This window comes from Massilia sp. TWR1-2-2 (genome assembly GCF_049897565.1).
Lineage (GTDB): Bacteria > Pseudomonadota > Gammaproteobacteria > Burkholderiales > Burkholderiaceae_D > JAFCUW01.
Genome location: NZ_JAFCWM010000022.1, coordinates 30,625 through 53,707, shown reverse-complemented (window position 1 = coordinate 53,707; position 23,083 = coordinate 30,625). Strand labels below are relative to the sequence as shown.

At 67.1% G+C, this 23,083-nt stretch carries 12 protein-coding genes; 7 read left to right on the top strand and 5 right to left on the bottom strand.

The genetic code is table 11. From position 1 onward, the window contains the following. The first annotated feature begins 9 nt into the window (after positions 1–9). The 4 genes from ACP7DD_RS19445 to ACP7DD_RS19430 all read left to right on the top strand — a co-directional run bounded on the left by ACP7DD_RS19445 (position 10) and on the right by ACP7DD_RS19430 (position 4,322). Complete coding sequence (locus ACP7DD_RS19445; RefSeq protein WP_426176450.1) at positions 10–1,278, top strand: ABC transporter substrate-binding protein; 1,269 nt, start codon at positions 10–12, stop codon at positions 1,276–1,278. Between the two features lie 102 nt (positions 1,279–1,380). After that, entirely contained in the window at positions 1,381–2,931 is a 1,551-nt protein-coding gene (locus ACP7DD_RS19440; RefSeq protein WP_426176449.1) for a trypsin-like peptidase domain-containing protein, read from the top strand. 88 nt (positions 2,932–3,019) lie between these two features. Continuing rightward, positions 3,020–3,631, top strand: a complete 612-nt coding sequence (locus tag ACP7DD_RS19435) for a hypothetical protein (protein WP_426176448.1) — start codon at positions 3,020–3,022, stop codon at positions 3,629–3,631. Between the two features lie 4 nt (positions 3,632–3,635). Further along, positions 3,636–4,322, top strand: a complete 687-nt coding sequence (locus ACP7DD_RS19430) for an RES family NAD+ phosphorylase (RefSeq protein WP_426176447.1) — start codon at positions 3,636–3,638, stop codon at positions 4,320–4,322. A gap of 166 nt (positions 4,323–4,488) precedes the next feature. On the opposite strand, the gene ACP7DD_RS19425 is transcribed toward ACP7DD_RS19430, so the two are convergent. Together ACP7DD_RS19425 and ACP7DD_RS19420 are read right to left on the bottom strand one after the other, a co-directional pair. Then, positions 4,489–6,120, bottom strand: a complete 1,632-nt coding sequence (locus ACP7DD_RS19425) for a serine hydrolase (RefSeq protein ID WP_426176446.1) — start codon at positions 6,118–6,120, stop codon at positions 4,489–4,491. A 3-nt stretch (positions 6,121–6,123) separates the two neighbouring features. After that, a complete protein-coding gene (locus ACP7DD_RS19420; RefSeq protein WP_426176445.1) occupies positions 6,124–7,986 on the bottom strand; it encodes a M1 family metallopeptidase in 1,863 nt (620 codons plus the stop codon). A 177-nt stretch (positions 7,987–8,163) separates the two neighbouring features. Between ACP7DD_RS19420 and ACP7DD_RS19415 the strand changes: the two genes are divergently transcribed. Next, on the top strand, positions 8,164–8,739 hold the full coding sequence (locus tag ACP7DD_RS19415) for a TMEM165/GDT1 family protein (protein ID WP_426176444.1): 576 nt from the start codon (positions 8,164–8,166) through the stop codon (positions 8,737–8,739). Between the two features lie 46 nt (positions 8,740–8,785). Here the strand turns inward: ACP7DD_RS19415 and ACP7DD_RS19410 are convergent, their stop codons facing one another. The 3 genes from ACP7DD_RS19410 to ACP7DD_RS19400 form a co-directional block, all read right to left on the bottom strand. After that, entirely contained in the window at positions 8,786–10,435 is a 1,650-nt protein-coding gene (locus ACP7DD_RS19410) for a CehA/McbA family metallohydrolase (protein WP_426176443.1), read from the bottom strand. 229 nt (positions 10,436–10,664) lie between these two features. Next, positions 10,665–19,403 carry a GH36-type glycosyl hydrolase domain-containing protein gene (locus ACP7DD_RS19405; protein WP_426176442.1) on the bottom strand — a complete coding sequence of 2,913 codons (8,739 nt, stop codon included), beginning with the start codon at positions 19,401–19,403 and terminating at the stop codon, positions 10,665–10,667. Positions 19,404–19,757: 354 nt separating this feature from the next. Further along, positions 19,758–21,296, bottom strand: a complete 1,539-nt coding sequence (locus ACP7DD_RS19400) for an aminotransferase class V-fold PLP-dependent enzyme (protein ID WP_426176441.1) — start codon at positions 21,294–21,296, stop codon at positions 19,758–19,760. Between the two features lie 140 nt (positions 21,297–21,436). Here ACP7DD_RS19400 and ACP7DD_RS19395 point away from each other — a divergent pair, with 140 nt between their 5' ends. Both ACP7DD_RS19395 and ACP7DD_RS19390 read left to right on the top strand, forming a co-directional pair. Beyond that, on the top strand, positions 21,437–21,922 hold the full coding sequence (locus ACP7DD_RS19395; RefSeq protein ID WP_426176440.1) for an Lrp/AsnC family transcriptional regulator: 486 nt from the start codon (positions 21,437–21,439) through the stop codon (positions 21,920–21,922). A gap of 22 nt (positions 21,923–21,944) precedes the next feature. Further along, a complete protein-coding gene (locus ACP7DD_RS19390) occupies positions 21,945–23,075 on the top strand; it encodes a branched-chain amino acid ABC transporter substrate-binding protein (protein ID WP_426176439.1) in 1,131 nt (376 codons plus the stop codon). The last annotated feature ends 8 nt before the right edge of the window (positions 23,076–23,083 follow it).

Genomic DNA, 23,083 nt, shown 5'->3' with positions numbered 1-23,083 from the left:
GTGGGGAAGATGACTTCGGGCGCCTGGCTGGCCGGCGCGCTGCTGTGCGTGCTGGCGGTCGCCGGCTGCGGGCGCGACGGCGGCAAGGCGCCGCCGGCGGCGGCGCCGACCACCATCACGGCGCTGATCTGGGCGCCCGACTGGCCGCAGGAAATGCAGAAGGTCGCCGCCGAATTCACGCGCCTCAACCCGGACGTCAAGGTCGACCTGGAGTTCATGTCGGGCAATTCGGTGGAGAAAAACATTGAGCCGAGGCTGGTCGCGCGCAATCTGCCGGACCTGATGTCGGTCAATCCGAACGCCTACACGGCGGCGCTGGCCGACCAGGGGGTGCTGGCCGACGTCGGCCACACCGCCGCCTGGGCGACTGTGCTGCCAGGGCTGAAGGGGGACTGGATGACGCAAAACGGCAAGCGTTTCGGCATTGCCGGCGGCGTGGCAGCCACGCTGATCTACTACAACAAGAGCATGTTCAAGCAGGCCGGCATCGAGCGCCTGCCGACCAACTTCAGCCAGTTCCTCGACGTCTGCGAGCGCCTCAAGCGGGCCGGCTTCACGCCGATCTTCTGGGACGGCGGCTTTCCCAACATGCTGGCCAACGGGCCGTTCAGCTTCGGCTTCGCCAACAACATCGTCGCCCACACGCCGGACTGGAAGGCGCGCATCGCCGACGGCACGCTGAACCTGGCCACCAGCGGCGGCGCCGACATCTTCGCCAAGATCCGGCTGGTGGCGCAGCGCGGCTACGTGCAACCGGACTACATGAATTCGGACAACGACGACGCCATCGCGATGTTCTCAGGGGGCAAGACGGCGATGGCGTTCCAGGGCAGCTGGGCGTCCGGCTCGCTGATGAGCGCGAAGGGCTTCGAGACCGGCGTCATGGTGCCGCCGTGGAACGACAGAGGCTCGATGGCGGTGCCGGTGATCGGCAGCGAAACCGGCTTCGCGGTGTGCCAGACGCCAAACAAGGAAGCGGCGATACGCTTCCTCGAATTCATCACCGGCGCCGGCTTCGCGATCCAGCAGAACAAGCGGCACAACATTTCGCCGTTCCTCGCCGGCGGCCAGATGGCCGGCGACCCGCGCCTGGTGGCCTACGTCGACACGGTCGAGCGCGCGCCGGTCACCGGCAGCCCGTACTATTCAATGCTGGCGGCAAACACCATCGACATGCTGCATCCGCTGATCCAGGATGTATTGACGGGGAAAGTGACGCCGCAGCAGGCGGCGCGCCGGCTCGACGCGTCGATCCGTGCCGAAGCGAAGAAACCCTAAGGTCGCCGTCGGCGCCGGCGCGCGCGGCGTGACAATCCGTGCATCTTGTTGCCCCACACACCGTGTATATTGGCTTTGTTGCCCACCCACATGAAAAATATCGTGCCTACGTTCCGTCTTGCCGCCGCCATCGTGCTCGCCGCCGCCAGCCTTGCCGCCCACGCCCAGGTCGCCCCTGCCGGGGGCGCCAGCGTACCGGCGGCGGCCGCGCCGGTGAGTGCGCCGAATATCGAAAACGCCGTCGTCAAGGTGTTTGCCACACTGCGCGGACCGGATCCTTCGAAGCCATGGGGCAAGGCGGCGCCGCAGGACGCCACCGGTTCGGGCGTGGTCATCGAAGGCAAGCGCATCCTGACCAACGCCCACGTGGTCGGCTACGCCAGCCAGGTGCAGATCCAGGCCAACCAGGCCGGCGACAAGCTCACCGCCACCGTGGTGGCGATCGGGCGCGGCATCGACCTGGCCATCCTCAAGCTCGATGACGAATCGTTCTTCGACACCCATCCGCCGGTGCCGCGCGCCAGCCTGCTGCCCGACGTGCGCGAGGCGGTGCTGGCGTACGGCTACCCGACCGGCGGCACCTCGCTGTCGATCACCAAGGGCATCGTTTCGCGCATCGAGTTCGTGCCGTACGGCTTCGGCAGCGCTGGCCTGCGCATCCAGATCGACGCGGCCATCAACCCGGGCAACAGCGGCGGCCCGGTGATCGCCGGCGACAAGATGGTCGGCCTGGCGTTTTCGACTGCCACCAACGCGCAGAACATCGGCTACATCATCCCGAACGAGGAAGTCGAAGTGTTCCTGAAGGATGTGTCCGACGGCAAGTACGACGGCAAGGTCGGCATGTTCGACGACGTGCAGACGCTCGAGAACGCCGCGCTGCGCCAGTTCCTGCAGCTCGACAAAGGCGTCGAGGGCGTGGTGGTGCAGCGCCCGTACGTGAGCGACGCGAATTATCCGCTGAAGGAATGGGATGTCATCACCCGCATCGGCGAGTATCCGATCGACAACCAGGGCATGGTCAAGCTGGGCTCGAACCTGCGGGTGCGCTTCCAGTACCGCGTGCAGCAGCTGGCCAAAGACGGCAAGCTGCCGCTGACGGTCGTGCGCGGCGGCAAACAGATGGCGATCGAGCTGCCCGTCGGCGGCGCGCGCAAGCTCTTGATTCCCGACCTGAACGGCGGCTACCCGCCCTACTTCATCTACGGCCCGATCGTCTTTTCGCGCGCCAGCCCGGAATTCATGGCGGGGATGACCACCAATGCGGCGCTGATGAACGCGATGGCATTTAACGCCAGCCCGCTGGTGACGCGCCGCGGCGAACAGCCTGATGCGCAGCGCGAGGAACTGGTGGTGGTCAGTTCGCCGTTCTTCCCGCACAAGCTGGTGACCGGCTACGGCAACCGCTTCGGCTCGGTGATCTACTCGATCAACAAGGTGCCGGTACGCAGCCTGCGCCACCTGGTGACCTTGCTGCGCGACCTGAAGGACGAGCTGGTGGTGATCCACTTCGACCAGCGCGCCGGCGAAACGATGGTGTTGCCGCGCAAGGCCATGCTCGAGGCGACCGACGCGGTGCTGACCGACAACGGCATCCGCCAGCAGGGCTCGCAAGACATGCTCGACGTGTGGAATGGCAAAGGCGGCAAGTAAGCTGCGCCCGCGCATACGATTACATTGAGAAACTTGAGAAAAGTGAGAAAGGCTGTTACCTTGTAAGCTATTCAACCGGGAGCTCAGCATGGGCAGCTTTGAGCAACGGGCATATTCGCGGCGGCTGGTAGAACGCTTTTCCGCCGAGGTCGCCGAGCGGCTGGGCGCGGCGCTGCCGGGCGCCGCGCGCAGCGAGCTGGTGGCCATTGCCACCACCGCACTCTCCGCCAGCATCGACGCGCTCGAGACGCCAACGCGCGATCATACGCGCAGCCTGCCGGTGGCGCGCCTGTCCGCCGCCGATGTCATCGCCGGCGGGCGCACCGGCATGTCGCAGGCCACGCTGTACCGCGCCGCCGACAGCGGGCGCTACTACAGCGTCACCCCCGGCGGGCGCAGCAACGGCAAACAATTCCCCGCCTGGCAATTCGTCGAACCGGTGCCTGAACTGATCGCCCCGGTGCTGGCGTGCCTGGCGCAGCAGGCGGGCAGCGAAGTGCATGCGTTCTGGGTCACCAGCGCCGACGAACTGAACGAGCTGGCGCCGGCTGAAATGCTGGCCGGCTGCCCGTTCGATATCCGCGGCGCGCTGCATGCGAGCCAGCGTACGCTGCTCGGCCTGCCGAGCCAGCAGCGCCAGCAAAAAGTCCTCGCGTTTGCGCAGCAACAGTCCAGCGGAAAGGCCGTTGTAATAGGCTGAGCGGATGCCCGCGACCGCCATCGACCTGCCCTCCCCGCCACCCCACGTCGCCGCCCGCTTGCCCAGCGCCATGCTGCTGCGCCAAGCGCTGCTGGCGAGCATTCGCATGTTTCCGGCCGGGCAGCCGCTGGTGCGCGCTGCGTGGCATGCCGCGGCCGTGTTTCCACAGCGGGTCGACGTCACCTACCGGTTCGGCCCGCCGGCCGCATGGCGGGTCGACGGCGCGGCCCCGTTTCACTGGAATTATGCGGCGGCCGACGAAATGACGGCGGTGTGGGAGGCCGGCCTGTGCCGCAACGACGTCACCGACCCGGGCACCTTCTATGTGGCGCCGGGCGCCGAGGCGGCGATCATCGCGCGCCTCCTCTGTGCAACGCCGTTGGCGTTGTTCGACCTGTCCGGCATCACGCTGAGCAAACTTGGCCTGTCGGACGATATCTCCAGCCCCGACCACGAGGGCACGCAATGGCTAGGCTGCATGCTAGACGCGGTCGTCGCCGAGCAGGATGGCCGCATCGCCGGCATCATCTACCCGTCGCGCAAGCAGCGCGGGCACACGGCGTACGCGCTGTCGTCGCGCAGCAGCGGCACGCTGGCGGCGGCGTTGACGGTGACGCAGCAGCGCTTCGGCGGCAGCGATGCATGCGCCACGATGATGGCCGATCCGTGCCGGCGGCCGCCACCGCGTTGACCCGATCCAACCGCCGGGGTCAAACCGCCGGGGTCAGTGCCGACATTCGGACACAAGCTCAGGCATAGCGTCCGTGCAATGCTGAGGCCGTGTCCGATTGTCGGCACTGCCCCCGGGGATGCTGCCCCCGGGGATTGACCCCGGGGATTGTTCCAGGGGCAAATGATTATTTTGGCTTGTCGGCTTTTATCGGGGTGAACATCAGGTCGGCGAAGTCGTAGCTGAAATCGGTCTCGGTCGACACCGGCGCCATCTTCATGCGCTCGATGCTGCCGTCCGGGTTCAGCGAGAACGTCATGTAGGCGTCGGCGTTGAAGTTGCGCTCCTTCCAGCGCACGATGAAGGTATCGTGCTGGAAATGTTCGAGTTCGCCCGTCAGGTCGGGCGTCTTGGCGAAACTGAGCACGCGCTTGTTGCCGACCGCCTTGATGGTCGCCTTGCCGTACCAGGCGTCCTGGTAGTCGCCGTCGTAGGCGGCCAGCGCCAGCGACGGTTTCGACTTGGCCGCGCGCGTCGACGTCGCATTCTTCAGGCGCGCCTGTTCCTTGGCGTGCGCTTCGGCTTCGACGTCGCCAATGAGCTTGATCCAGTCGCTTGGCGCGGCGCCGAGATACTGGTCGAGCAGCCGATACTGCAGCGCCGTCATGGCGCCGCCGCTTTCGGCGTTGGTCAGGATGGCGATGCCAAGCTTCGACTCGGGCACCAGCACCACGCGCGAATAAAAGCCCTGCAGCGCGCCGCCGTGCTGCGCCAGCTTCTGGCCCTTGTAATCGCGCAGCTGGAAGCCGAGGCCATAGGCGAAGAAGTTCGGCTTCGTGGCCGCCAGCGGCGGCTTCGACTCGCTGATCTTCATCGGCGTTTGCGGCGTCCACATCTCGCGCGACTGGGCCGCGCTGAACAGGCGGATCTCCTTGCCGCCAGCGTCCTTGCCGGCGCCGTCCAACTTGCCGCCATCGAGCAGCACGTTCATCCAGCGCGCGATGTCGTCGGCGTTGGTGTTGATGCCGACCGCGCCGACCGCATTCGCCACCGGCATCGCCTTGACCGCGGCGATCTTGCCGTCGATTTTGCTGTGGGCGTTGGCGACGTTCGAGTTGCCCGCGTTCTCGGCCAGGCTGGTAGTGGTGGAGGTCATGCCGACCGGTTTGAGGATGCGCTCGCGCATGGTCTCGCCCCACGATTTGCCGGACTTTTGCGCGATGATCTTGCCGGCCACGATGTACAGCAGGTTGTCGTAGGCGTAGCTGTTGCGAAAACTGGTGGCCGGGCGGATGTAACGCAGGTTGTGGATGATTTCGTCGGTGGTAAACGACGTGGTCGGCCACCACATCAGGTCACCCGCGCCAAGTCCCAGGCCGCTGCGATGCGTGAGCAGGTCGCGCACCGTCATTTCCTTCGTCACATAGGCGTCGTACATCTGAAAATCGGGCAGGTGCCTGGTCACCGGATCGTCCCACGCCAGCTTGCCGTCGTCGACCAGCATGGCCAGCGCAGCGGCGGTGAAGGCCTTCGAGTTCGAGGCGATCTCGAACAGCGTCTTGCCGTCGACGGGCGCCGCCTCGCCGAACTTCTTGACGCCGAAGCCGCGCGCGACGACGACCTTGCCGTCCTTGACGACGGCAATCGCCAGGCCCGGCACGTCGAAGTTCTTCAGCACGCGGGCGACATCGGCGTCGAGGTCGAAGGCGGCAGCGGTGGCCGATGCCGGCGCGGCCGCGGCCGGGGTCTGGGCGATACCGGCGCCGGCGGCGCACAGCGCGAGCAGGATCGCTGCGGCGAGTTTATTCATTGGGTGCATTGCTTATCCTTCTTTCTTAGCCATTTGTTTGTCGACGCTTGCCTGGGTCGCCGGATGATAGCGCGCACGCGCCTGTTTGTAGACGCCGATCGCCCATGCCTTGTCGGCCGGGTTGTTCAGCAGCGCAGCGTACAGCGGCACGACGAATTTCTGCCGCCCCACGCTCATCAGGAAGGCGTGCAGCGGCTCGCGGATGGCGCCGTAGCCGGCCTTGATGCCGGCGCGGTAAAAGCGAAACGCCACTTCGTTGTTGCCGCTTTTTGCCAGCCCGAAGGCCTGGTCCAGCTCCTTCAGCTGCGCAGCGCTGGCCTTGCCGTCGATATCGTTGAGGAATTTCATCCACTCGGTGGCGTTCCATTGTTTGGTGTCGAGCCGCGCGGTCGCCAGCTCGCCCTTCAGCCAGGCGGTGCGGGCAGCGTCGAGCGCGGCCAGGCGGGCCGAGACGGCGCGCCTGGCGCTGGCCGGGATGCCGGCGCCGTGCAGCCACTCGTCAAGCTCGGCGTCGGTCATCACCTGCGGGTGCTGCGCCAGCAGGTTCTTGCGCAGGTAGTCGATGAACTGCTCGGTCGTCACGCTCTGGAAGGCGTGCTGGTCGAACCAGCCGCGCAGGAATGGATCGAATGCGGCGCGGCCGGCGCGCTGCTCGAGCGTGCGCAGGAACCAGGCGCCCTTCGGATATGCCAGAGCTTGATCGGTGTACGTCTTCGAGTCGGTGTCGGCATCCTTCGTCAACAGCGCCTGCCTGGGCGCGGCCACGGTGGCCAGCAGCTGCAACGCTTCTTCCTGCTCGAGCTGCAGGTTGATGGTGGCCACTTCCTCGCCGTACAGCACCTCGAGGATGCGGGTGGTGACGTAGGTGGTGAAACCTTCGTTGAGCCACCAGTGCTTCCACGACGCGTTGGTGACCAGGTTGCCCGACCAGCTGTGCGCCAGTTCGTGCGCGATCAGGTCGACCAGGCTGCGATCGCCCGCGATCATGGTCGGCGTGAGAAACGTCAGGCGCGGGTTTTCCATGCCGCCGATCGGGAACGACGGCGGCAGCACCAGCATGTCGTAACGCCCCCAGCGATAGGGGCCATACAGCGATTCGGCGGCGGCCACCATCTTCTCGGTGTCGGCCAGTTCGTACTCGGCCGCCTTGATGCGCTGCGGCTCGGCGTACACGCCGGTGCGCGGCCCCAGCGTGCGCGCTTCGAGTTCGCCGATGCCGATCGCCAGCAGGTACGACGGAATCGCCTGCGGCATCGAGAAGCGCCAGCCGCCCTTGCCGGTGGCGCGCGGATCGTTATCGGCGCTCATCACCACGCGCAGGCCCTGCGGCGCGTCGATGCGCGCGCTGTAGGTGAAGCGCACGGCCGGGGTATCCTGCACCGGCACCCACGAACGCGCCTCGATCGACTGCGACTGGCTGAACATGAACGGCCGCTTGCCGGACATGTTCTGCTGCGGCGTGAGCCACTGCAGCGCGGTGGCGGTCGGCGCGGTGCGGTAGTAGATACGCACCTTGCCCGGCTGCGCCGCCAGCTTGATCCGCAGCGCCTGGCCCTTCTCCGCATCGGTCTTGGCGAGCGTGTACGGCACCGGCCTCCACTGGCCGCCGGCGTCTTGCGCCTGCACGCGGGCGATGGTCAACGTGCGCGTGTCGAGATCGAGCGTGCGCGCCGACTTGTCGATCCAGTCGAGCGACAGCTCGGCGTAGCCGGACAGCGTCTTGCGCGCGAAGTCGGCCTTCAGGTCCAGGTGCAGCGCCGACGTCCTGACCTGGTCGTAGCGCGCGTAGCTGAGCGGATCGAGCGCGAACGCGTACGCGCTCCACTGGGCGAGGATGGCGCAGGCCGCGGTGCGCAGGATGGTCGAATTGTTCATGGTTTCTTCGGGTCGGGATCGGCACCGGCACAGCTGCCGGGCGCGTGCAGAATAGCACTTTCGCGGGGCCAACGAAAGCACGCCAGTAAGCTCGGGGGGGGGGTATTGACGCGCCCGGCAAGGTACGCGGGTGGCGCGGCTCTGCTATCATCCGGCTTTCTTTCAGGCAGTGATTGTATGGATGCATTTCTAGTATCGACCGGCATCGTCGCCCTCGCCGAAATCGGCGACAAGACCCAGTTGCTGGCGTTTTTGCTGGCCGCGAAATTCCGCCGGCCACTGCCGATTGTGCTCGGCATCTTCGTCGCCACCATCGTCAACCACGCGTTCGCGGCGGTCGTCGGCGCCTGGGTCGCCAGCGCAATGGGCCCGGATGTGATGCGCTGGGTGCTGGGCCTGTCGTTCCTGGCGATGGCGGCCTGGATCATGGTGCCCGACAAGATCGACGGGGACGAGGCGAGTCTGGCAAAATATGGCGTGTTTGTCACTACGCTGATCGCGTTTTTCCTCGCCGAGATGGGCGACAAGACGCAGATCGCCACTGTCGCGCTGGCCGCGCGCTACGAATCGATCATCGCGGTGATCGCCGGCACCACCTTCGGCATGATGCTGGCCAACGTGCCGGCTGTGATCTTCGGCGAACGGATTGCGCGCAACATGCCCCTGCGGCTGGTGCACGGCATCGCCGCGCTGATCTTCGCGCTACTCGGCATCGGCACGCTGCTCGGCGCCGGCGCCAGTTTCGGCTTTTGACGCCGTCGGGTCGCGCAGCATTGTTTCATTCGCAATGCGCTGGCAATTACTGCACGACCGCTTTTTGCGTGACCCACACCGGCGCCGACCACAGCATGTTGCCATCTTGCTGGGTCACGCGGGCGTAGTAGAAGTGTTCGCCTGGCGACGGCGTAATCGTCGTCGACGGGGCGTGCGACAACTCCATCACCGTGCCGTTGCGTCCTGGAACTCCTTCGAATACCACCAGCGACGACACCGCCTTGCCGGCCGTGCTGGCAAAGTGCGCCAGCAAAGTCAGGCTGCCGCTGTTGACGAAGCGCTCGCCCATCAACTTGCCGTTAGCGGTGAGCACCAGTTGCGAGCCCTTGTCCATTGTCGCGAATACGCGCCGCGCCCTGAGCGCGTCGAGGAAGCTGTCTTGCGTCAGCGCGCTGCCGGCCGGAATCAGCACGCCGGTGCGGTTGGTGTAGGAAGCGCCCCAGTTGGCGCAGTGATTATCCTGGTTCGAGCTGAAGGCGACGTGAAAGCCGGCCTCGAGCGCGCGGTTGCAGGCCAGCTCGTAATTGCTGCGGCGCGTTTCCGTTTCGCTGGTGTTGACCGAGAATGCATGGGTGTTGACCACTTCGCACAGCGCCATCGCGTGGTCGCCGTCTTCGCTGTAGCCCATCGGCACGCCGCCGACGATGAACTGGCCGCTGCGGGCCGGATGGTTGAACTGGCCGACCCAGTTGCGCTTGCGCATCAGTTGATACAGCGCGGCGTAGTCGTTCTTCGGCGTCAGTATATCGGCCAGCAACTTGCCATCGCCGTTGCGCTCCCAGCCGAGCAGTTCTGGGCTGTTGAAGATATTCATGTGGCCGCCCTTGTCGATCACGCCCCACTCGAGTCCGTACACGGCGAGAAAGCCGGGATTGCCGGCATTGAAGCGGGCGGCGGCGTCCAACCCGGAACGGAACAGGTTGCGCGCGGCGAGCGGGTCGGCGCTCGGCTCGGTACCGGACGAGCCGTCGTACATGTGGTTGTGCTCGGACGTGACGAGGATGTCGAGGCCGCGCTTGCTGGCGTAGGCGTACGCTTCGGCCGGGCCGGCCAGGGCGGATTGGGCCTGCTGCGCGCTCTTGCAGTTGGTCAGCTCGCCGCCGCCATCGCTGTGCCCGGTCTGGCTGTGCAGGTTGCCAAGGAACACGGTGTACGGCAGCGACGCCGTTGCCGGCGCGACGCTCGTGGCGGCGCCGTGGCGCGGCAGCATGCGAAACGGCGGCATCGGCGGCGCGACAACACGCCCGACGGCGATGTCCCACCCTTGTTCCACGATGTCGTCCGGGCCGACCGTGCCGGCGGCGTTTTCGTCGCGCGACCACGCGCGCAGCCGGACGCGGTAGATGCCGGCCGGCGCGGCGGCGCCTTCGGCCATGCCGTCCCAGCGCACGTCGATGCTGACCGGATCGCGAAACAGCGAGGTCGCGCCGGACCACTGGCCGGCGACGCGGCCGTCGGCGCTGAGCAGGTCGAGACCCCAGATGACCAGCTGCGCGGCGTCGACTTGCGGGTAATCGAAGGCGATCGTGAAGGTGCGCGCTTCGCCGGCGGCGTCGCCGTGATAGGGAGCATGCAAGGTGGCGTCGAATTCGCGGTGGTCGGCGCCGCCGGCAGCGGCGCCAGCGCACAGCGCCAGCATCAGGGCAAGTGCGCGCAGCAGCGATTTGGTGACCATCTTGTCCTCACTTGAAGCCGATCGATGCTGCAATGATCGCAACTTGGCATGTCGGCAAGTTGATGCAAGGAATACAAGCTGGTGTTGCTTTCAGTATTTAATTGACACCGACTAACGGATGGCGCTTATGGGTTTCCTGGGCCCAATAAACGAACCGGTGCCAGGTCTGACATTCGGACATTTCGAAACGAAATGTCCGAATGTCAGACCTGGCACCGGCATTTTGACGCTAGTGACCGATGGCCGGGCGCACGACCGTCAGTTGCACCACGTGGTCGCGGCCATCGTCGAGCAGCGTGACGGCGTTGCCCTGCTGCGCCACGCCGTCGACGCTAAGCGCCGCGCCGTCGCCGGCAGTGACCGTGATCGCGTAGTTCGACGTGCGATAGCGGTACTGCATCTTGAACGTTTCCCAGGTGTCGGGCAGGTGCGGCGCGATCGTCAGCTGGTCGCCGGCGAGGTCCAGGCCGAGCAGCGATTCGACGATCAGGCGATACATCCAGCCCGACGAACCGGTGTACCAGCTCCAGCCGCCGCGGCCGATGTGCGGCGACACCGCATACACGTCGGCGGCCACCACGTACGGCTCTACCTTGTACAGCGCCGCCGCTTGCGACGTGCTGCCATGCTCGACCGGATTGATCATGCGCAGCAGCTCCCACGCCTTGGCGCTGTCGCCCATGCGGGCAAACGCCATCGCCGTCCAGATCGCGGCGTGCGTGTACTGGCCGCCGTTCTCGCGCACCCCCGGCACATAGCCGCGGATGTAGCCTGGATTGAGCACGCCCTTGTCGAACGGCGGGTCGAGCAGCTGGACCAGACCGAAGTCGCGCCGCACCAGGCGCTCGTCGACCGCCGCCATCGCGCTGGCAACGCGCTGCGGATTGGCCGCGCCCGACAGCACGCCCCAGCTTTGCGAGATCGAATCGATCTGGCATTCGTCGTTGGTGGACGAACCGAGCGGGGTGCCGTCGTCGAAGTACGCGCGGCGGTACCAGTTGCCGTCCCACGCGTGCGCCTCGACGTTTTGCGCGAGCTGCTTCGCTTCGTTGCGGCAGCTGTCGGCAAACGTCGGATCGTCGTGCAGCACCGCCACTTCGGCGAACTTGGTCAGCACGTCATACAGGAACCAGGCCAGCCACACGCTCTCGCCCTTGCCTTCGTTGCCGACGCGGTCCATGCCGTCGTTCCAGTCGCAGGTGCCGATCAGCGGCAGGCCATGCTCGCCGAAGCGCAGGCCGCGCTTGATCGCCCGCACGCAGTGCTCGTACAGGTCGGCGTTCTGGTGCGAGTGGCCCGGCATGTCGTAATACGACTCCTCTTCCGGCGCCAGCATGCGCCCTTCGAGGAACGGCGCCGGCTCGGTCAGCACGCTGCGGTCGCCCGTGCCGATCACGTAACGGTGCGTCGCCAGCGGCAGCCACAGGTAGTCGTCCGAACAATGGGTGCGCACGCCGCGGTCCGACGGCGGATGCCACCAGTGCTGGACGTCGCCCTCGACGAACTGGTGGGCCGCGCACAGCAGCAGGTGCTCGCGCAGGATGTGCGGCTGGGTGTGGATCATTGCCATCGCGTCCTGCAGCTGATCGCGGAAGCCGAACGCGCCGCCGGACTGGTAGTAGCCGCTGCGCGCCCACATGCGGCAGGCGATGGTCTGGTACATCAGCCAGCCGTTGGCGATGACGTCGACCATCGGCTCGGGCGTTTCGATCTGCACCGCGCCGAGGGTATTGTTCCAGTGCTCGCGCACCATGTCGAGCGAGGCGGCAGCAGCGGCGCTGCCGTTGTAGCGCTGCACCATGCCGGCGGCGTCGGCGTTGCGGCGCCCGCCGACGCCGAGCATGAACACCAGCTCGCGCTCCTGGCCAGGCTGCAGTTCGATCATCACCTGGATCGCGGCGCACGGATCGAGGCCGGCGCCGACCTTGCCGGACAGGCGCGCGCGGCCCATCGCCGCCGGGCTGGCCAGGTTGCGGTTGCGTCCGATGAATTCGTTGCGGTCAGCCGTCATCGTCTTGTTCTGCGCTTCGACATGGAAGAAGCCGACGCGTCCGGCGAACTCGGTGTTGTAGGCGTTGCGCGCGAACAGGCCGCCGGTGAGCGCATCGATCTCGGTCACCACGTGCATCGACGATTTCGAGCGCAAGTCGCCCAACACCCATTCGACGTAACCGGTCACCGACAACTTGCGCGGCACGCTGCTGTCGTTGCGCAGCTTGACGACCGAGTACTTGATCGGCGCATCCAGCGCGACGAAGGTGGTCAGCTCGCTGCGGATGGCCTGCTCGTCGTGCTCGAACACGCTGTAGCCGAAACCGTGGCGCGTCAGGTATTCGCCTTCGGCGCGCACCGGCAGCGCGGTCGGCGACCAGAAGCGGCCGGTGGCCTCGTCGCGGATGTAGAACGCCTCGCCGCCGCGGTCCGACACGGGATCGTTGTCCCACGGCGTGAGGCGGAATTCGTGGGCGTTCTCGCTCCAGGTGTAGGCCTGGCCGCTTTCCGACACCACCGAGCCGAAGCTCGGATTGGCCAGCACGTTGACCCATGGCGCCGGCGTGCGGCTGCTGGCGTCGGTGCGGATCACGTATTCGCGCCCGTCCGCGGAGAAGCCGCCGATGCCGTTGTCGAGGATCAGGGCAGGCGCGCGCGAGGCGGGCACACCGCCTTGCCGCTGGTACGCTTCCGGACGCGCTTCGAACGCTGCCAGCGGCAGCTTCGGCTGCACCGGGGCGGCGCGCTTGATCTGGTCGGCCAGGCTGCCGCGCGCATCGCTGACGATGGCGCGCGCCACCGACTGCATCAGCACGCGGTCTTCGTTGGAGATCTGGTCGAGCAGGCGCACGAAGATGCCGCCCGGGCGGTCGATCGCCTGGGCGTCGATGCCGGAGGCGATCAGCCCCATGATCTGGTCGTGCAGCGCCTGGCGGTAGCCGGAGTTGTCCTCGTACCAGATGACCAGGTCGACCACCAGCCCCTTCAGGCGCCAGTAGGCGTGCGCCTGCACCATCTGGCGCGCCAGATCGATGTTGGCCGGGTCCTTGATCTGCATCAGCACGATCGGCAGGTCGCCGGAAATGGCATACGCCCACAGGCCGGACTGGCCGCGGTGGTTGCGGATCAGGATCGAGACGTCGGCGCGCAGCGCCGCGTTCGGGTAGATGATCGCACTGGCCAGGCGGCTGTAGAGCTGCGCGTCCGATTCGGTCGCATTGAGCTGGCGCAGCACCACCTGGCTGTGGGTCCACGCCAGTTCGAACACGCGGTCGGCCAGGTGGCGGTCCTGGTACTTGTCGATCAGGTGCAGCGCCGCTTCGCGCGTCTCGGTCATGCCGGTGACGACGTCGAGCACCACGACCTGGTCCGGCTGCAAGGTCAGCTTGTAGCGGATCGCCACCACCGGATCGAGCACCGAGCCTTCGCCGCCGCCCAGGGCCTGCGGCTCGAGCAGCGCGCGCGGCGCGACGGTGCTGTTGGCGCGGCCGATGAAGTCGGCGCGGCTGGTTTCGAACGATGCGTCGAGCAGCACGCCGTCGTGCACCGTCATCAGGTTCAGCATCCACGGCGAATGCTCGTCCTTGGCGCGCGGCCGGCGGGTGCACAGGATGGCGTTCTCGTTGCGCAAAATTTCGGTCTGCACGAACAGTTTCGAGAACGCCGGGTGCGCCGCGTCGGCCGCGGCCGGCGCCATCACCACTTCGGCGTAGCTGGTGAATTCGATCGTGCGCACCACCTGCGACTTGTTGGTGATGCGGGTGCGCCGCATCTCGATGTCGTCCTCCGGCGAGACGACGATCTCGGTGTACAGGTCGAGGCCGCGGTCGTGGCGGCGGAATTCGGCGCGCCCTTCCGAGAAGATCACTTCGTACTTCTTCGGCTCGACCAGGGTCGGCTGGAACGTGGTGGACCAGAAATGGCCGCTGTCGACATCGCGCACGTAGCAGAAATTGCCCCAGTTGTCGGCGGTGGCGTCTTCGCGCCAGCGCGTCACGGACAGGTCCTTCCAGCGGCTGTAGCTGCCGCCGGCGGCGGTGATCATCACGTGGTAGCGGCCATTCGACAGCAGCTGCACTTCCGGCTGCGCGGTCGAGGCGGTCGTGATGATCCGCATCGGCATCGCCGTTTCGGCGACCGGTGAACGCATCGCGGCCAGGTCGGCGGTGTGCGAATGGAAGGCGGACGCTTTCGGCACGCGCTCCTGCAGCACCAGCATGGTGGCCTGGAACAGCGGATCGGATTCGAAGCGGCGCTGCATCGGGCGGTCGTGCAGCATGTACGACAGCGACAAAAAGCCCATGCCCTGGTGGTGCGCCATGAAGGAGCGCACGACGGCGAACTCCTGGCCGCGCGGCAGGCGCGCGGTGGTGTAGTCGATCGCTTCGTAGAAGCCGTACTTGCCCATGAAGCCGAGGCCGGCCATCCGCTCGAGGTTTTCGCACGCCGCTTCGGCGTCGACCATCAGGCCCATCATGGTGGCGTACGGCGCGATGACCAGGTCGTCGGCCAGGCCGCGCTTCATGCCGGTGCCCGGCACGCCGAACGCGCGGTACTGGTAATTGAGGTTGGCGTCGACGGTGTTGTAGCCGGACTCGGAAATCCCCCATGGCACCCCGCGCTGCTTCGAATAGTCGACCTGCGCCTTGATGATGGCCTTGTAGGTCTGGTCGAGCAGCGTGTTCTGGTAGGTCGGCATGACCAGCAGCGGCATCAGGTACTCGAACATCGAGCCGCTCCACGACAGCAGCAGCTGTTTGCCGCCGACGATGCACAGCTGGCGGCCGAGCGCGAACCAGTGCTCCTGCGGGAACTGGCCCTGGGCGATGCCGACGAAACTGGCGAGGCGCACTTCGGAGGCCAGCAGGTCGTAGTAGCTGGCGTCGAGCCGGCGTTCCGACACGTTATAGCCGATCGCCAGCAGGTTCGTGGTGCTGTTGTAGAGGAAGCCGAAATCCATGTCGGCGAACTGGCGCGACCGCTCGGCCAGGTCGGCAATCTGCAGCAGGCGGCGCTGCGCCGCAGCGGCGCCTTCGGCCACCAGCTGCGTGAGCGCGTGCTGGCGCGCGCGCTCGGCCGGCGCCAGGTCGCTACCCGGGCTGCCGACGAGGGCAAACGCGGCCAGCTCGCGCAGCGTCGGAATGCGCGTCAGGCTGGAGTCGACGACGTATTCCTGCGCCGAGCGCATCCACGGCGCCAGTTCCAGCAGTTCGGCGTGCGCGCCGCGGCACTGTTCGGCGAGTTTCTCGGTCCACGACTGCAGCAGCGGCTCGCCAACCGCGACCGCTTCAAGCAGCGCGGCGGCCGCTTTCGACAGCTGCGCCAGCGCGTCGGCCAGGCCCGGCAACGTGCGCGCTTCGCGCATGCGCTCGGCCAGCAGGGCGCGCATGGTGGCGATCGCCGCCACCGCTTCCGGGCTGGCGCCGCCGGCGTACTGGTCGACCACTTCGAGCGTGATCGCGATGCCGTTCAGCGTCTGTGCGCTGGAGATGGGCTGGTCGGCCAGCGCGCTCAGGCCCGGCGCCAACGTCAGCAAGTGTCCGGCCAGGTTGCCGCTGTCGACCGCCGACACGTACATCGGCTGCAGCGGCGCGAGCGTCAGGGTGTCGTACCAGTTGTAGAAGTGGCCGTGATGGCGTTCCATGCGTGCCATCGTGGCGAAGGTGGCACCGGTGCGCGAGAGCACCTGGTCGAGCGTGGCGAAGCCGAAGTCCCAGGCGGTCAGGTTGGCCAGCAGCGACATGCCGATATTGGTCGGCGACGTGCGGTGCGCCACCACCCAGGCCGGATGCTCCTGCATGTTATCGGGCGGCAGCCAGTTGTCCTCGGCGCCGACGAAGTCTTCGAAGAAGCCCCAGGTCTTGCGGCCGAGGGTGTGCAGGAACAGCGTCTGCTGCGCCGACAGTTCGGCCGCGTCGCGCTCGGTCGGCAGGCTGATCCACCAGGCGATGACCGGCGCCATGAACCACAGCAGCAGCACCGGCGCGGCGGCAAACAGCGCGCCCGGATTGTAGTACGACAGCATCAGCGCGCCACCGACGGCCAGCGCCGGCGAGAACCACATGCGCTTCCAGTTCGTTTCCATGTCGGTCGACGAGCGCGCCAGGTTGGACGGGCGCCATTCGAGCAGGCGGCGGTGCGAGGCGAGCATGCGCCAGCCGGTGCGCACGATGGCGTCGAGGCTGAACCACGCTTCGTATGGCAGGAAAGCCATTTGCAGCACGGCGTGGGCGAACATGATGCGCAGGCTCGACAGGCCGCCGGCCATGTGCTGGCCCCAGCTGATGTCGTGCGGCTTTTCGATCAGGCCAAACAGCGCGTTGACGAACGTAGGCAGGAAGATCACGGCCAGGATGGCGGCGCTCCAGAACCACGGCGACGGCAGCATCGCCCAGCACAGCAGCAGCAGCACGGTCAGCACCGGCGCCACCAGCGAACGGCGCAGGTTGTCGAACAGCTTCCAGCGCGACAGCGCCGACAGCGGATTCGGCTCGCGCTTGCCGTTAAAGCCGGGCACCCGCGGCAGCAGCCAGCCGGCCAGCTGCCAGTCGCCGCGGATCCAGCGGTGGCGGCGGCTGACGTCGTCGCTGTAGCGCGGCGGGTAGGTCTCGTAGAGCTGGGCGTCCGACAGCAGGCCGGCGCGCAGGTAGCAGCCTTCGAGCAGGTCGTGGCTGAGGATCTGGTTGTCGGGCAGGCGGTTGCCGAGCAGGCGCTCGAAGGTGTCGACATCGTAGATGCCCTTGCCGATGAAGGAGCCTTCGTAGAACACGTCCTGGTAGACGTCGGAAACGGTGCGGGTATAGGGGTCGATGCCGGCTTCGCCGCCGCACAGGCGCTCGTAGCGCGACGAGTTTTCGCTCGGCAGCGAGGCGGTCACGCGCGGCTGCAGGATGCCGTAGCCTTCGATGACGCGGCGTCCGGAAGCGTCGAGCTTCGGCTGGTTGAGCGGGTGCGCCATGGTGGCGATGAACTGGCGCGCCGAATCGCGCGGCAGCTGGGTGTCGGTGTCGAGCGTGATGACGTAGCGGATATTGAGCAGGCCGTCGGTGTCGCCTACCACGGCGGAGAACTTGTCGCGCGCGCCGCCGCGCAGGAACGCGTTCAGGTCGGCCAGCTTGCCGCGCTTGCGCTCATGGCCGATCCAGGCGCGTTCGCCTTCACTCCAGACGCGCGGGCGGTGCAGCAGCAGGAAAGGCTGCGGCGGCATGTCGATGTCGGGCACGCCGTCGAGCACCGGCAAGCCGAGCGGGCCGGGCCCCTCGGGATCGTGGTACTTGGCGTTGAGCTGGGCGATGGCGGCGCTGGCCAGCGCCACCAGTTCGGCGTCTTCCGGCATCACCTCGGCGGGGGCGTCGGCGAAGTCGGTCAGCAGGCAAAAGCGCAGGCCCGGATCGCGGTTGGCCAGGTAGCGCACTTCGAGCATCTCGCACAGCGCGGCGACGTTCTCGGCGCTGTAGATCAAGGTCGGCACCACCACCATGGCGCGGGCGTCGTCCGGAATGCCGTCCTTGAAGTCCATGCGCGGCAGCGGGTGCGGTTGCGTCAGCTGGGTGGCCATGAAGTTCACCAGCGCCAGCGCCAGCTGGCTCGAGCCGATCGCCGCCAGCGTCGCCAGCAGCACCAGCAGCGCGCCTTCGAGGCCGCCGCGCCATGCGGTCAAGGTGACGGTGGCGGTAAACAGCGCGGTAAACAGCACGATGGCGCCGAGGTAGACGGCCAGCGGCGCGGCGCGGCCGACGGTGGCGAGTGCGGCGCCGGGCGCGGCGTGCACCTGCAGGCGTTTTTCCAGCGCCGGCAGGCCGGCGCCGACCAGGTAGTAGCCGATGTGGCGGGTGCGCATGTCGAGCCCACCCTGGGCCGGCGCGCGATTGGCCTGCGCCAGTTCGAGCGCCTGTTCGGCGACCTGCACTTCGGTGTGGCTGCAGCGCTTGGCCAGCTGCTCGACGATGTGGCGGTAGTTGTCGCGCGTGGCGAAGTCCATCTTGCCGTAGGTGTCGGCCGGGTCGCAGCGCAAGGTCTGTTCGACCGCGCTCATGGTCTCGACGAATTCGCGCCAGTCCATCGTGCCGAGGAAGCGCAGGCTGCCGATGCTGTTGCTGATGGTGACCTGGTCGGCGGCCTGCTGCTGGATCTCGGACTGGATCTGCTGTTCGATGGTCAGGCCCATGTCGGCCAGCCGCGTGGTGACCCATTGCAGCGCCAGCGTCAGCGCCGAACTTTGTCCCTGCAGGCGGCGCGCCAGTTCGGCGACGAAGCCGCTTGTCATCGGCTGGCCGGAGCGCGCCATGTCGGCCACCAGCAAAATCAGGTCGCTCGGATTCTTCTCGGCCGTCTCGCTCATCTGGTCGGCCCAGGTGTTGGCTTGGTCGCGCTGGGTGCGGTTGTCGTAGACGCGCGCGGCGACCCGGCGCAGGTTCTCGATGAGCGCGATGCGCAGCATGATCGGAATGGCCCACAGCTCGCCCAGCTTGAGCGGCGCGCTGTCCTGGTAGGCGTCGACGAAACGCGCCAGGCTCTCGGGATCGACGCGGCCGTCGCCGTGCGAGATGATCTCTAGGGCGATCTGGTAGACGCGCGGATTGCCGCCCGCTTCTCCGTTCGACAGGCGCGGCAGCTCCCTGCTGTAGTTTTTCGGCAGGTGGCGGCGCGCGGTGCGGATCTGCTCTTCGATCAGGTAGAGGTTATCGAGCAGCCATTCGGAAGCCGGGGTAATCTGGCGTCCGGCCTTGATGGCGGCGGTCAGCTCGGCGCAGGTGCCGGCAATGACCTCGGCGTTTTCGCTCAGCCGCGCCAGCAGGCGGTCCGGCCCGCCGCGTTTGCTCAACTGGTGGCGCGCGGCCAGGTGCTTGCCGTGGGCCGCCATCTGGGCGGCGCTGAACAGTTCGGAGCGCAGTGGCAGCTCGTCGTCCTCGGCGCCGCCGTTGGCGTTCTTCCACGTATAAAGCGTTTCCGCCAGGATAGTTTTTTCTTGTTTCAACGGTGACCTCGCAAAGGCGTGAGCTGCCAATCCGCCACACAGCGGGTTGCGACCGGGTCGGTTCAAAGCGGGAAAGCATGAGCGAACGGCTGCTTCGATGGTACCGCATGGCGGCGCAAATGACTGTGCGCCAGCGTACAGTACGCCTCGGCCAGCCCGTGGCGGGACCTGCGCAGGCGCCCAGCGCGAGGCCCCTGGCCGCGTGCCACCTCACAGCGGGGTCAGTGCCGACAATCGGACACAGGCTCATCCGCGCTCCGGTCTGTAGCGCTGAGGCCGTGTCCGAATGTCGGCACTGACCCCGGTAGCACTGACCCCGGTGGCCCCCCGGTGGCCCCCCGGTGGACCCGGTGCTTAGGCGGCCAGCGCCAAGCCGCCGGCAACATGAAAGGCGTTGCGGTAGCCGAGCGAATGCAGGTAGTGCAGCGCCTTCAGGCTGCGGCTGCCGCTGCGGCAGATGAACACCAGCGGCGGCTGCTCGCCGCGCAGCCATTCGGCGGCCTCGCCGCGCAGGCGCGACAGCGGCACGTTCTCGACGCCGTGGCTGCCGGCCGGCGCCTGGCCGAGCGCGTATTCGAAGCTTTCGCGCACGTCGACCAGGCGCGCATCCGGGTGCGCCAGCAGGAACGCTTGCAGCGCCTCCGGCGCCAGCACGGCGCCCGTGCAGTCGGTGCCGCCGCTGTCGAGCGCGGCGGCATCGCGCACCAGGCCTGCACAGGCGCGCCAGGCTTCGCCGCAGCGCCGGATGCGCGCGCACGCAGCGTCGATGAAGGCCTGGTCGGCCATCGGCCCGAACGACATGCGCACCGCGGCGGCGCAGCGCCACGCCGGCAGGCCCATCGCCTCGAGCACGAAGCTTGGCGCGGCGCGCGCGGCGGAACAGGCCGAACCGGCGCTGACGCGCACGGCGGCGGCGTCGAACAGGTCGAGCAGCTCCTTGCCGGCCATGCCAGGTACCGAGAAATTGAGGGTGGTCGGCAGCGAGCCGGCGAACGGCATGTTGAAGACCACGCCGGGGAATGCCTGGCGCAGGGCGTCGGTCAGCTGCTCGCGAAACCGCGCCAGCTGGGCCGCTGCACTGAAGCCGTCACCGTCTTCCAGCGCCCGCAGCACCGCGCCGAGGGCGGCGATGCCGGCCATGTTCTCGGTGCCGGAGCGCTGCCCGGTTTCCTGTCCGCCGCCGGCCATCAGCGCGGTGTAGGGCGCGCCGGCGCGCGCGTACAGCATGCCGATGCCCTTCGGCGCGTACAGCTTGTGGCCGGAAAACGGCGCGTAGTCGATGCGGGTGGCGGCCAGGTCGAGATGCAGCTTGCCGAGCGCCTGCACGCTGTCGACCATCCACAGGGCGGCGGGCGCGCAGTCGGCCAGCACCGCTTCGATGCCGGCCAGGTCTGAAATGACGCCGGTCTCGTTGTTGGCGGCCATGGTGCAGACCATGGCCGCGCGCGGCGCCAGCTCGCGCAGCACGTCGAGCCGGTGCAGGCCGTCGCCGTCGACCGGCAGCGCGCACAGCGCCAGGCCGGTGCCGAGCAGCGCGTTCCAGTGCGCCAGGCATTCGGGCACCGCTTTGTGTTCGGTGGCGCCGTACAGCAGCAGTTCGCCCACCGGTAGGCCCTGCAGCTGGCGCGCGCGCACCGCGCACAGCGCCGACAGCACCGCCGTCTGGATCGCTTCGGTGGCGCCGCTGGTAAACGTCAGCTGGCCGTCGCCCGCGCCGATCAGGCCACGCGCCCGCGCACGCACGGCGTCGAGCATCGCCTTGGCCTTCAGGCCAGCCGCGTGGCTGCTGCCCGGGTTGCCGAAGCGCTGGCCGAGCGCATCGGCGGCGGCGGCGATCGCCGCGGGCAGGGTGGGCGACGTGGCGTTGGCGTCGAGGTAGATTTCGCTGTGCATGGCGGGACGATCAAAAAGAGGTGTTGAATGCGATTTTGTTGGGTAATATGGTACGGCGTTGCCCAAGGGAATACATGCTATATTTTCTCTTTATTTCATTGAATCCAGCATGGACATTCCGATATGAGCGAAAAGCGATGATGAATTCACTCGATAAGTTCGATTGCGCGATACTGGCCGCCTTGCAGGGCGACGCCACGCTGTCGATCGCCAGCCTGGCCGAGCGCGTGGGGCTTTCGAGCACGCCGTGCTGGAAGCGCGTCAAGCGTCTCGAGGAAGAGGGCTACATCGAAAGCCGGGTGAGCCTCATCAACCGCAACAAGGTGGGGCTGCCGGTGACGGTGTTCGTCAGCGTGCGCACCACCATCCACGATGAAGCGTGGCTGGCGCGCTTCGCCGCCGCGGTGATCGCGCTGCCGGAGGTGCTCGAGTTTCACCGCATGAGCGGCGACGTCGACTACCTGCTGAAGGTGGTCACCACCGACATCGGCGGCTACGACCGGTTCTACAAGAAGCTGATCACGACGGCGAACCTGACCGGGGTGTCGTCGGCGTTTTCGATGGAGCAGATCAAGTACTCGACGGCGCTGCCGCTCGACCTGATCGCGCATAAGCTGCCCACATAAAAAACCACCAGGAGATTTTCCGATGACCCGTAAAAAAATCATTCCGCTGGCGCTGGCGTCGCTGATGCTGTGCGGCGCCGCCAGCGCCCAAGACCAGGTGGTCAGGATCGGCCTTTCCGGCCCGCTGTCGGGCGCCAACGCGTTCGCCGGCAAGGACAACGAAAACGGCGTGCGTCTCGCCATCGAAGAACTCAACGCCAAAAAAGGCGCGGCGGTGGGCGGCAAGACGCTCAGGTTCGAACTGATGTCGGAAGACGACCAGGGCGACCCGAAGGCCGGCGTCATCGTCGCGCAGAAGTTTGCCGACGCCGGCGTGCGCTTCGTGCTCGGCCCTTACAATTCGGGCGTGGCAATTCCCGCGTCGCGCGTGTACAACGACGCCGGCATCGTGATGTCGACCGTCGGCACCAATCCGAAGATCACCGAAAGCGGCTACGGCGCGGTGTTTCGCATCGTCGCCAGCGACACCCAGGTCGGCTCCTCGGTGGCGAACTATGCGGCCAAGCAGCTCAAGCTGAAGAACGTCGGCGTGATCGACGACCGCACCGCGTTCGGCCAGGGCATCGCCACCGAATTCAAGCGCCAGGCCAAGGCGGCCGGCATGACCATCGCCGCGCATGAATTCACCACCGACAAGGCGACCGACTTCGCCGCCATCCTGACGGCGCTCAAATCGAAGAAGGTCGATGCGATCTTCTTCGGCGGCTACGCGCCGCAGGCAGCGCCTATGGCGCGCCAGATGCGCCAGCTCGGCCTGAACGCCAGGCTGCTTGGTGGCGACACCCTGTGCAGCCCCGAGATGGGCAAGCTTGGCGGCGACGCGGTCGGCAGCAACGTGCTGTGCGCGCAGGCCGGCGCGATGCTCGAGAAGCAGGCAGCGGGGCCGGCGTTCCAGGCCCGCTACAAGGCGCGCTTCAAGCAGAATCCCGACGTGTATGCGGCGCCGTTCTACGACCAGACGATGTTCATCGCGCAGGCCATCCGCAGCGCCAGTTCGCTCGACCCGTCGGTGGTGGCGACGGCGATGCACAACATGAGCCACAAGGGCGTGGTCGGCAACTACGCGTACGACGCCAAGGGCAACCTGAAGACGTCGACGGTGACGATCTACACCTTCAAGGACGGCGTTCCGGTGCCGCTCGCAAGCTACTAACAAAAAGG